General features: G+C 53.0%; 8 protein-coding genes and 1 tRNA gene. 4 read left to right on the plus strand and 5 right to left on the minus strand.

All coding sequences use genetic code 11. The features are described from left to right. Positions 1 to 191 precede the first annotated feature (191 nt). Positions 192 to 1,157, minus strand: a complete 966-nt coding sequence (gene glk / locus ACLD3P_RS21665; protein ID WP_023231214.1) for a glucokinase — start codon at positions 1,155 to 1,157, stop codon at positions 192 to 194. Positions 1,158 to 1,360: 203 nt separating this feature from the next. Here glk and ACLD3P_RS21670 point away from each other — a divergent pair, with 203 nt between their 5' ends. After that, entirely contained in the window at positions 1,361 to 2,596 is a 1,236-nt protein-coding gene (locus ACLD3P_RS21670; protein WP_000468932.1) for an ion channel protein, read from the plus strand. A 19-nt stretch (positions 2,597 to 2,615) separates the two neighbouring features. Here the strand turns inward: ACLD3P_RS21670 and ACLD3P_RS21675 are convergent, their stop codons facing one another. Continuing rightward, positions 2,616 to 4,268, minus strand: a complete 1,653-nt coding sequence (locus ACLD3P_RS21675; RefSeq protein ID WP_131046776.1) for an alpha-keto acid decarboxylase family protein — start codon at positions 4,266 to 4,268, stop codon at positions 2,616 to 2,618. 179 nt (positions 4,269 to 4,447) lie between these two features. On the opposite strand from ACLD3P_RS21675, the gene mgrA reads away from it, so the two are divergent. After that, positions 4,448 to 5,446: an L-glyceraldehyde 3-phosphate reductase gene (gene mgrA / locus ACLD3P_RS21680; RefSeq protein ID WP_131046778.1), complete on the plus strand. Its 999-nt coding sequence runs from the start codon at positions 4,448 to 4,450 to the stop codon at positions 5,444 to 5,446. Between the two features lie 113 nt (positions 5,447 to 5,559). Then, positions 5,560 to 5,886, plus strand: coding sequence for a DUF2502 domain-containing protein YpeC (gene ypeC / locus ACLD3P_RS21685; RefSeq protein ID WP_000490091.1), 327 nt, complete (start codon positions 5,560 to 5,562; stop codon positions 5,884 to 5,886). A gap of 60 nt (positions 5,887 to 5,946) precedes the next feature. Here the strand turns inward: ypeC and ACLD3P_RS21690 are convergent, their stop codons facing one another. Beyond that, a complete protein-coding gene (locus ACLD3P_RS21690; protein ID WP_076934995.1) occupies positions 5,947 to 7,188 on the minus strand; it encodes an Nramp family divalent metal transporter in 1,242 nt (413 codons plus the stop codon). A gap of 342 nt (positions 7,189 to 7,530) precedes the next feature. On the opposite strand from ACLD3P_RS21690, the gene nupC reads away from it, so the two are divergent. Beyond that, on the plus strand, positions 7,531 to 8,733 hold the full coding sequence (gene nupC / locus ACLD3P_RS21695) for a nucleoside permease NupC (RefSeq protein ID WP_000376342.1): 1,203 nt from the start codon (positions 7,531 to 7,533) through the stop codon (positions 8,731 to 8,733). 52 nt (positions 8,734 to 8,785) lie between these two features. Here the strand turns inward: nupC and ACLD3P_RS21700 are convergent, their stop codons facing one another. Together ACLD3P_RS21700 and ACLD3P_RS21705 are read right to left on the minus strand one after the other, a co-directional pair. Beyond that, a complete protein-coding gene (locus tag ACLD3P_RS21700; RefSeq protein ID WP_000884546.1) occupies positions 8,786 to 10,975 on the minus strand; it encodes a sensor domain-containing phosphodiesterase in 2,190 nt (729 codons plus the stop codon). 189 nt (positions 10,976 to 11,164) lie between these two features. Further along, positions 11,165 to 11,240, minus strand: a tRNA-Ala gene (locus ACLD3P_RS21705). Between the last annotated feature and the right edge of the window lie 104 nt (positions 11,241 to 11,344).

Raw genomic sequence — 11,344 nt, forward strand, 5'->3', positions numbered from 1 at the left:
TGGCTTAAAGCTGAAAGCTTTCCGGAACCCCCAGCCTAGCTGGGGGTTTTCCATAGACAAAAAAAACCGCGTGAGGCACGCGGTTTGAGACTGGCAAGAGAATGATTAATTGCCTGATGACGCTGCGCTTATCCGGCCTACAGATGACACACTTTTGTAGGCCGGATAAGGCGTTTATGCCACCATCTGGCTTATAGAATATGACCTAATGTCTGGCGCAGATGCGCGCCGGAACCTAACAAGCCAGGGTTATCATGGACAATCAGATAGACCGGAATACCGTGTACATAATCTTTAAAGCGGCCTTTATCTTCAAAGCCACCACGGAAGCCGGACGCTTTAAAAAATTCCAGGAAGCGCGGGACAATACCGCCAGCGATATAAACGCCGCCAAATGTTCCCATGGTTAACGCCAGATCGCCGCCAAATCGCCCCATGATGACGCAAAAGAGCGACAACGCGCGGCGACAATCGATACAGCTATCCGCCAGGGCGCGTTCGGTAATATCTTTCGGGCGCAGATTTTCCGGCAGACGGTTGTCGGACTTAACAATCGCCCGGTAAAGATTCACCAGCCCCGGGCCAGACAGCACGCGCTCGGCGGAAACATGGCCAATTTCGGCGCGCAATATTTCCAGAATCATAGCTTCTTCTTCGCTATTAGGCGCAAAATCGACATGCCCGCCTTCGCCCGCAAGGCTAATCCAACGCTTATCCACATGCACCAGATGCGCCACGCCCAAGCCAGTTCCCGCGCCATACACCGCAATAGGTTTGCCGTCTACCGGTTCGCCGCCGCCGAACTGAATTAAATGCTCTTTTTTCAGCATCGGGATCGCCATCGACACGGCGGTGAAATCGTTGATGATTTCCAGATGGCTAAAGCCGAGATTTTTTTTCATTTCCGCAATAGAAAAAGCCCAGGTATGGTTAGTCATCGCTACCCAGTCACCGGTAATCGGGCAGGCTATGGCGATACAACCATCTTCCACGCTGACGCTATGCTCATCGAGATAAACGCGCACCACGGCCTCAAGACTGGGATAATCCAGGCCGGAATACGTTTTGGCCTGCGAGATTTCTCCACTGGCGATATCACACAGGGCAAGACGCGCATTCGTGCCGCCTACATCTCCTACTAAAGCATACTTTGTCATTCTTCTACTGCTCCGCTAAAGTCAAAATAAGTCTTTGTCACACTGTAAATTCATGGGGGCATAACAACAACGGCCATCAGGCTGACTGCCTATAAATATAGATCTTCATCACAGAATTACTTTCTTGTTTCAGCACCAATTGCAGCAATGCCGTCGGGCAGGCTGTGCAAAATAGGTATACGACCCCGTGTAAGGAAGAGATTATGTTCCACCCGCGTGCCCGAACGATGCTGCTGCTGTCGCTCCCTGCACTGATTATTGGCGTAGCGTCAAGCCTGGTTTTAATCGCCTCGATGAAAGTCGCGTCGGTTTTTCAGCAATTTCTTTGGCAACGACTGCCCGCCAGCATCGGCATCGCTTATGATTCGCCGTTCTGGATAGTGGGTATGCTCACGCTAACCGGGATCGTGGTGGGTTTGATTATCCGTTACAGTCCCGGACACGCTGGCCCCGATCCGGCCATCGAACCGTTAATCAGTATGCCGGTCTCGCCATCTGCGCTGCCCGGGCTACTTCTCGCCTTAATCATCGGCCTTGCTGGTGGGGTAAGTTTGGGGCCAGAGCATCCGATAATGACAATAAATATCGCGCTGGCGGCGGCTTTCGGTTCCCGCCTGTTTCCGCGTATCACGGCGTTAGACTGGACGATTCTGGCCTCAGCGGGCACCATCGGCGCGCTGTTCGGCACGCCCGTCGCCGCAGCGCTGATTTTTTCGCAAACGCTTAGCGGCTCTAACGATATTCCCATGTGGGATCGCCTGTTTGCGCCGTTAATGGCGGCAGCGGCGGGGTCACTCACCACCAGCCTGTTCTTTCATCCGCATTTTTCGTTACCCATCGCCCATTACACGCAGATGCGGCTGGTGGACATTGCCAGCGGAGCGATCGTCGCGGCGATCGCCATTGCCGCCGGGATGGTCGCCGTCTGGTGCCTTCCGCGTCTGCATGAGTTGCTGCACCGACTAAAAAATCCAGTCCTGATTCTCGGCATTGGCGGTTTTATACTGGGTATTCTGGGCGTCATTGGCGGGCCGCTTACCCTGTTTAAAGGCCTGGACGAAATGCAACAAATGGCGTTTAGCCAGACGTTGGGCGCGGGAGATTATTTTACCTTAGCCGTCGTCAAACTCGCCGCGCTGGTCATCGCGGCGGCGAGCGGCTTTCGCGGCGGGCGCATTTTTCCGGCTGTGTTTATCGGCGCGGCGCTGGGGCTCATGCTCCATGCCCATGTTGAGGCCGTACCCGCGGCGATTACCGTCTCCTGCGCGATTCTTGGCTTAGTGCTGGTAGTGACGCGCGACGGCTGGCTCAGTCTGTTTATGGCGGCAGTCGTCGTACCGGATACCAATCTGCTGCCGCTGCTCTGCATTGTGATGCTCCCCGCCTGGCTATTGCTGGCGGGAAAACCGTTGCTGGCCGCCAACCGTCACGAACCCTAATCCGGCGCAGCGGGGGCCATTATCCCCCGTTGCGGGCTTCCAGCGCCCGGGTCACGGTACGCAGTAATTCCGGCAGATCGGCTTTTGGCAACATCACTTCAATAAATGACAGACGTTGTGGGCGCGCCAGACGTTCGAGGACCTCTGCCAGTTGGATAGCCTGCGTCACCCGCCAGCACTCCGCCTGTTGCGCCGCGTTTAGCGCCGGTGGTATCTGCGTCCAGTTCCAGCTCGCGATGTCGTTATACCGCTGGGCCGCGCCGTGAATGGCGCGCTCTACGGTATAGCCGTCATTGTTGAGCAGCAGGATGACCGGCGCCTGCCCGTCGCGTAACATCGAGCCCATCTCCTGAATCGTGAGCTGCGCCGCGCCATCGCCGATAATCAGAATCACCCGCCGATCGGGACAGGCGGTTTGCGCGCCAAACGCGGCGGGCAAGGAATAGCCGATAGATCCCCACAGCGGCTGTACCACAACTTCCGCGCCGTCAGGAAGCGACAGCGCGGCAGCGCCAAAAGCTGCAGTCCCCTGGTCGACAAGGATAATATCGCCGGGTTTGAGATACTGCTGTAAGGTTTGCCAGAAGCTTTCCTGGGTCAGTTCTCCCTTATCAATCCGCACTGGCTGTCCGGTGGAACGCGTCGGCGGCGGCGCAAAAGCGCATTCAAGGCACAGTTCGCGCAGCGTAGACACCGCCTGCGCCATCGGGAGGTTGAACCAGGTTTCGCCGATGCGCGACGCGTAAGGCTGAATCTCCAGCGTGCGTTCCGCCGGCAATTGTTGAGTAAATCCGGCCGTAAGGGTATCGACAAAACGGGTGCCGACGCAGATAACCCTATCGGCGTCCTCTATGGCCTGACGCACTTCTTTGCTGCTGGCGCCTGCGCTATAGGTGCCAACGAAGTTCGGGTGCTGCTCATCAAAAAGCCCCTTCCCCATCAGTAGTGTCGCATGAGCGATGGGCGTTTCCGCCATCCAGCGCTGCAACAGTGGTCGTAAACCAAAACGCCCGGCAAGAAAGTCGGCCAATAGCGCAATGCGCCGACTGTTCATCAGGCACTGACGGGCGTGGTAACGAAAAGCCGTCTCCACGCCGCTTTGCGCTTCATGCACGGGCAACGCCAGCGCCTGCGTAGGCGGGATGGCCGTTTTTTTCGCCACGTCGGCGGGCAACATGATGTATCCTGGCCTGCGTGCGGCAAGCATTTCACCCACTACACGGTCAATCTCGAAACAGGCGTTCTGTTCATCCAATATTGCGCTGGCAACAGATATCGCCTGACTCATGCGATAAAAATGACGAAAATCGCCGTCACCGAGGGTATGGTGCATCAATTCGCCACGCTGCTGCGCAGCGCTACAGGGCGCGCCGACGATATGCAAGACCGGGACATATTCCGCGTAACTGCCCGCGATACCGTTAATAGCGCTAAGTTCTCCCACGCCAAAGGTGGTGAGTAGCGCTCCAGCGCCCGACATGCGTGCATAACCGTCCGCGGCATAAGCGGCGTTCAGCTCATTGGCGCATCCCACCCAACGCAAGGTCGGGTGGTCAATCACATGGTCAAGAAACTGCAAGTTATAATCGCCCGGTACGCCAAAAAGATGGCCAATGCCGCATCCTGCCAGTCTGTCCAGCAAATAGTCGGCCACGGTATAGGGGTTTTGCATGACAGCTTTCCTTCTGACGTTGACATTATGTTGAGTATTAAGGAATGCCAATGGCTGTCCAGCACGACGGGGATGAAAGCCTGGAAAACAATGTTTACAGCGGCAAACAGTAAAAGCCGGATACCGCCTGGCGAGTGTAACCGTATACACTATTTATTCACGCCACAGGGGGAAAGGTCATGATTTATCAGCCCGATGAGAATCGTTATCATACAATGGAGTATCGTCGCTGCGGACGCAGCGGCGTCAAACTTCCCGCTATTTCGCTGGGGTTATGGCACAACTTCGGCGATGCGACACGGGTAGAAAATAGCCGGGCGCTGCTGCAACGCGCGTTCGATCTGGGCATTACCCACTTTGATCTCGCCAATAATTATGGGCCGCCGCCGGGCTCCGCAGAATGCAATTTTGGCCGCATTCTGCAGGAAGATTTTTTACCGTGGCGTGATGAATTGATCATCTCCACCAAAGCGGGCTACACCATGTGGGATGGCCCTTATGGCGACTGGGGGTCACGGAAATACCTTATCGCCAGCCTCGATCAAAGCCTGAAACGTATGGGGCTGGAGTATGTCGATATCTTTTATCACCATCGTCCCGATCCCGAAACGCCGCTTAAAGAGACGATGAAAGCGTTAGATCACCTTGTGCGCCACGGCAAAGCGTTGTACGTGGGGATCTCTAACTATCCTGCCGATCTGGCCAGACAAGCTATCGATATTCTGGAGGATCTCGGCACGCCTTGCCTGATTCATCAGCCTAAATATTCGCTTTTTGAGCGTTGGGTAGAGGACGGGCTGCTGGCGCTGTTGCAGGAAAAAGGCGTCGGCAGTATTGCCTTCTCGCCGCTGGCGGGCGGGCAGCTCACTGACCGTTATCTGAATGGCATTCCGGAAGATTCCCGCGCGGCGAGCGGAAGCCGTTTCCTTAAACCAGAACAGATTACCGCCGACAAACTGGAAAAAGTTCGCCGGTTGAATGAACTGGCTGCACGACGGGGCCAAAAATTGTCTCAGATGGCGCTCGCCTGGGTGCTGCGTAACGATAACGTTACCTCGGTACTGATTGGCGCCAGCAAACCGTCGCAAATCGAAGACGCCGTAGGAATGCTGGCCAATCGCAGTTTTTCGGCGGCGGAATGTGCAGAAATTGACGCTATTCTGGAGGGCCGGTTTTAGCAAAAAATGCTCTCCTTCATGATTTAAGAGTTAAGGCGATGAAACAAATCTTTACTGCTTTGTAATATTGCATTAACAGGCCGGCGACGGCTCGATCGTGAAGGAGAGAAAGTATGTTCAGGTCACTGATTCTGGCGGCAGCCTTGCTGGCTTTTACACCGCTTGCCGCGAATGCGGGCGAAATCACCCTGTTGCCCTCAATAAAATTACAGATTGGCGATCGCGATGATTACGGTAACTACTGGGACGGTGGTCGCTGGCGCGACCGTGATTACTGGCACAACCATTATGAATGGCGTAAAAATCGCTGGTGGCGCCATGACAACGGCTATCATCGCGGCTGGGATAAGCGTAAAGCGTATGAACGCGGTTATCGGGAAGGCTGGCGCGATCGCGACGATCATCGCGGGCGAGGCCGGGGTCACAAACATCATCACTAAGCCTCCTGCTGAATAATAGCCCGATGACGTTCACGCATCGGGCCTGCTATCTTTCTGTCTTTATGACAACCCCATCACCGTTCCAACCAGTAACCAGATATTCAGGGCGACGACCAGCACGACAATTATCCAGCCAATCTGTTTTACCCGCCGCGTGTTCACCAGCTCGCCCATTAGCGTAGCGTTACTGGTGAAAATCAGGAGCGGCACCAGCGCCAGCGCAATACCAAAACTCAGCAGCACCTGACTCATCACCAGAATTCGGGTAGGGTCCAGCCCCATCAAAATCACAATAAATGAGGGCAGCATGGTAATGGTGCGCCGTACCCACAGCGGAATGTGAAAACGGACAAACCCTTGCATCACCACCTGCCCCGCCAGAGTCCCTACCACAGTGGAGGAAAGCCCTGCCGCTACCAGACTAAGACCAAACACCGTTGCCGCCGCATGACTTAGTAACGGTTCCAGCGTCAGGTATGCCTGATCGAGGTCGGCGATGCCGGTGTGGCCGCTAAAATGAAACGCCGCCGCGGCGGTCGCCATCATTGCCAGATTGACAAAACCGGCAATCGTCATAGCAATAGCGACATCCCATTTCGTTGCTGAGTACCGTTGTTGCCGCGTTCCGCCGTGCAGATGCTGTGTTAATGACGAGTGCAGATAAATCACGTGCGGCATAATCGTCGCGCCAAGCACGCCGGCGGCTAAGAATACGGCTTCCGGGTTCGGTAGCGCCGGGATAACCATTCCTTTGCCGAGCTGCGCCATATCAGGCTGAGAGAAAAACAGCTCCACAATGTAAGCAACGGCGACAAAAAGCAGTAAACCGCCGATGACTTTTTCAAGCGGTTTTTGACCGCGGCGCTGTAACATTAAAATCAGAAACGTCGCGATACCGGTCAATACCGCGCCCTGTAATAAAGAGACGCCCAGGATCAGCTTAAAACCTATTGCCGCGCCGATAAATTCAGCTAAATCGGTGGCCATCGCGATGATTTCCGCCTGTACCCAGTAAAACCAGACTACCGGGCGCGGATAATGGTCGCGAATTTGCTCCGCCAGGTTCTTGCCCGTGGCGATTCCGAGTTTTGCCGAGAGGATTTGAATCAGCATCGCCATCAGGTTCGCCCAGACCACCACCCAGAGTAGCTGGTAGCCAAAGCTGGCACCGGCCTGAATATTGGTCGCGAAGTTACCAGGATCGATATAACCAATCGCGGCAATGAACGCAGGTCCCATTAATGCGAGCCTTAGCTTGCGCGCCGCCCGTCCGCTGCTATTCTCTACGCGATTGTCAGTCATCTTTTGCCTCAAAAACATAGCCTTTGCTATGTTTCATGCTATGTTTATTGATAATGATTATCAAGTGCATTTCAATGGGTACGGGTGATTACTTTGATAGTGTGAAACGATAGACCGATACGATGACGACCTGTATCAGAACAGTTTTGCTTAACATTACAAGATTAGCACACTGATATAACTTTTCATTTTCATATTCAGTACAGTAAAAGTGTATTACAGATCACTAATTTTGAATCTCGTCACAGGTCCTTATTATAGTGTGTGTTGGATCTCGTTTTCTTTACGGCTGTTGCATAGAATGTGCACGAAAATTAAACCTGCCTCATATTTGGAGCAAATATGGACCGCGTCCTTCATTTTGTCCTGGCGCTTGCCGTTGTTGCGGTACTCGCACTGCTGGTTAGCAGTGACCGTAAAAAAATTCGCATTCGTTATGTCATTCAGTTACTTGTTATCGAAGTGCTACTGGCCTGGTTCTTCCTGAACTCTGATGTTGGCCTTGGCTTCGTAAAAGGTTTCTCCGAGATGTTTGAAAAACTGCTCGGATTTGCCAACGAAGGGACAAACTTCGTCTTCGGCAGTATGAACGATCAAGGTTTGGCGTTCTTCTTCCTGAAAGTATTGTGCCCGATCGTCTTTATTTCCGCGTTGATCGGTATTCTCCAGCATATCCGTGTTCTGCCAGTGGTCATCCGCGCTATTGGTTTCCTGCTGTCCAAAGTAAACGGTATGGGCAAACTGGAATCTTTTAACGCCGTCAGCTCGCTGATCCTCGGTCAGTCTGAGAACTTTATCGCTTATAAAGATATCCTCGGCAAAATGTCCCGTAACCGCATGTACACCATGGCTGCAACGGCGATGTCGACCGTTTCCATGTCTATCGTGGGCGCGTATATGACCATGCTGGACCCTAAATATGTGGTCGCAGCGCTGGTTCTGAACATGTTCAGCACCTTTATCGTACTGTCGCTGATCAACCCCTATACCGTTGATGCCAGCGAAGAAAATATTCAGATGTCGAACCTGCATGAAGGCCAAAGTTTCTTCGAAATGCTGGGCGAGTACATTCTGGCAGGTTTTAAAGTGGCGATTATCGTCGCGGCGATGCTGATCGGCTTCATCGCGCTGATCGCGGCGCTGAACGCGCTGTTCGCAACGGTTACCGGTTGGTTCGGCTACAGCATCTCCTTCCAGGGCATTCTGGGTTACATCTTCTACCCGGTCGCATGGGTAATGGGCGTACCGTCCAGTGAAGCGCTGCAGGTGGGCAGTATCATGGCGACCAAACTGGTTTCCAACGAATTCGTGGCGATGATGGATCTGCAGAAAATTGCCGCCACGCTCTCTCCGCGTGCAGAAGGTATCCTGTCCGTCTTCCTGGTATCCTTCGCGAACTTCTCTTCCATCGGTATTATTGCGGGCGCGATTAAAGGCCTGAACGAAGAGCAAGGCAACGTGGTTTCCCGTTTTGGTCTGAAACTGGTGTACGGTTCTACGCTGGTGAGCGTACTGTCCGCCTCTATCGCGGCGCTGGTACTGTAAGTCTGCGTTTAATGTAGAAACCGGGGAGCTATCCCCGGTTTTTTTATGCCGCTTATTTACCTAACGGGCGCGGGCGGCCAATCAGATATCCCTGCAAACTGTGTACGCCAAGCTGCAATAGCAGATCGCGCTGCGCAGGCGTTTCAACAAACTCAGCCACGACGCTCAACGATTTCGCTTTCGCTAAATCAGTGATGGATTTCACGATCATCGCATCCAGGGAGTCCGTCAGAATATCTTTTACGAAACAACCGTCGATTTTAATGATGTCCGCCTTGAGGCGTTTTAGCCGTTCATAGTTTGCATAACCAGTACCGAAATCATCAATGGCGATTTTTAGGCCAAACTTACGCAGCTGGTTGATATTGTGCATACTGATTTCGGAATGAGAGAAGGCCTGTTCTTCAGTAATTTCGATGATGACCGAAGCAGGCGGGACGCCATAGCGTTTAAAAAGCTGCATAATGCGCGACGCCGTCTCTTTTTGCAGCAGCGTCAGCGGCATCAAATTAACCGAAAAACGCGCCCCCTGCTCCGCCGAAGGATGCGCGGACAACCATTGCAGGAGCGCTTCCATCACCTGCATATCAAACCGTACGCTCAGGTTAAACTGGGCGATAAGCGGAATGAACTGATTGGGCATCATGATACCGTCGTCGCACCGAAGCCGCGTCAGAATCTCGTCATACCCTTTTCCCTGCGCGTCGCGAATGGGTTGCGCATACAAAACCAGCGCACCACGCTCCAGCGCCTGACGGATTTTCTGCAACCGCAGCACCCGTTCCGTCGTCTGCCCGGAAGCGGCTTCAATACTCTGGGTCAGTGCAAGCACCCGACGGTGCGAACAGGATTGCTCCGCCAGCCAGCTTAATTGCCCCAACAGCGGTTGCAAGGTTTCCTGGCGACCATCGAATGTTCCCCACGATGCGCCATATTCCATGTCCAGACCGGTATTGTTCCAGTAAATTTTGCGGTTATTAAGCACATTGAGCATATATTGCAGGCGGGCTTCCGTCTCCGGTCCCGTCAATACCAGCAATAATTCACTGCCCGGCAGATGGAAAATTTTCTCCTTTTCCAGCAGCAGCGGCTGCAACACGCGAAACACCTCGCGTTCGCAATGCACGCGCATCTGCATACCGTAATGACGGCTCAGAAATTCCAGGTTTTCCATGCGTAGATAACACACGCTTTGCCCGGCATCCTGTAAAAGAAACTGCTCCAGCGCACGCAGGTTAGGCAGCTGCGTCAACGGATCGGTCAACGCCTGCGAGTGCCATTGTCGATTCAACCATTCGCTACGCTGATTAATCCGCGCCATGTACAACAAACAAATACTAAAAGAAATGAGAACTGAAAGGATAAATGCCAGCGAATATTCTGAGCCCACGCCCTGCAGAAAATTGCGGTTATAGCTAAGCAGGAATAGCGCAGTGAGAGCCCAACTAAAATTCAATAGCGGATAACTGATTTTCCCCACGCCGATGGTAAATCCAATGAACAGAACTGGCACCAGATAGCCAGCAATATACTTTGTCTCGAAAGGCGTACACAGCACCGCTAATAGCGTCGCCAGAGTGGCAAACCAGAGAAGCGTAAACAGGCGTTTTTCTTTGGCGAGATAAGGAGCGACATCCCTCCGCCAGAAAATACGAATATAGTGCGGGCTGACTATCATCCGCAGCGGATAATAGAAAAAGAGGGTAAAAATAAGCGCGGCAGAAATCAGACTCAATAAATCGACAATCGAGAAAATAGCGGTGCCGGTGCCAAAGAAGGTAGAGATGGTCACCGGGAAAGCCAGGTAGTGCCCCGCCAGATGCATACTGATTTTTATGCCAAACGGCGTCATTAACCCTAACCAGAAAACGCGTAGCCAGATGCCTTGGTTGGGTATTCCGTAGCGCCAGCGCGCGCCCAGCTGCCAGCGAACGATAGCGCAAACCAGCAACACGGGAAACGTCTGGCAAAATAGCAGCACCATCGCCTGTGGCAGAGGTAAATGAAAATTCCATTCATTAGTCAACATCATTCCGCCTACCATCGGCGCGACGCCACGGCGGCCAAATAAGAACAGCACGGAAAACATGACGCAGAGCGGTAGCCAGGCCAGAAAGATATAGCTGGAATCAATTGTGGCGCGGGGAGAAATGAGACGGGATAGCAGAACAGCCGGAACAGTCAGGCAGAAAGCCAGTAAAAATATTTTTATATTTTTTAATACGTTACACTTATCCAGCATTGCTTTAATGCTCACATCATTATATAAGGCGCATGAATAATAAGTATATTCGTATTATGAAGCAATCTAACAAAAGCTCATATTGACCGCAAAGCAGCGGCAAACAAACGCACCTGAAGAACAGATCAGACGCCATGAATTTTGTGACAAAAAGCAAAAACCCCCGCTTTTCAGCGAGGGTTTGAATATTGGTGGAGCTAAGCGGGATCGAACCGCTGACCTCTTGCATGCCATGCAAGCGCTCTCCCAGCTGAGCTATAGCCCCATAGTGCTTTTACGTATACGCCAAATTTATCGGGAGTAAATTTGGTGGAGCTAAGCGGGATCGAACCGCTGACCTCTTGCATGCCATGCAAGCGCTCTCCCAGC

This window comes from Salmonella sp. 741265073_HBA (assembly GCF_046569105.1).
In the GTDB taxonomy this organism is placed as follows: Bacteria; Pseudomonadota; Gammaproteobacteria; order Enterobacterales; family Enterobacteriaceae; genus Salmonella; species Salmonella enterica.

Bases quoted from the DNA above. Each gene is read 5' to 3' on its own strand.
- mgrA (WP_131046778.1), top strand. From the start codon at position 4,448: ATGATTTATCAGCCCGATGAGAATCGTTATCATACAATGGAGTATCGT.
- ypeC (WP_000490091.1), top strand. From the start codon at position 5,560: ATGTTCAGGTCACTGATTCTGGCGGCAGCCTTGCTGGCTTTTACACCG.
- ACLD3P_RS21675 (WP_131046776.1), bottom strand. From the start codon at position 4,268: ATGCAAAACCCCTATACCGTGGCCGACTATTTGCTGGACAGACTGGCA.
- glk (WP_023231214.1), bottom strand. From the start codon at position 1,157: ATGACAAAGTATGCTTTAGTAGGAGATGTAGGCGGCACGAATGCGCGT.
- ACLD3P_RS21670 (WP_000468932.1), top strand. From the start codon at position 1,361: ATGTTCCACCCGCGTGCCCGAACGATGCTGCTGCTGTCGCTCCCTGCA.
- ACLD3P_RS21700 (WP_000884546.1), bottom strand. From the start codon at position 10,975: ATGCTGGATAAGTGTAACGTATTAAAAAATATAAAAATATTTTTACTG.
- ACLD3P_RS21690 (WP_076934995.1), bottom strand. From the start codon at position 7,188: ATGACTGACAATCGCGTAGAGAATAGCAGCGGACGGGCGGCGCGCAAG.
- nupC (WP_000376342.1), top strand. From the start codon at position 7,531: ATGGACCGCGTCCTTCATTTTGTCCTGGCGCTTGCCGTTGTTGCGGTA.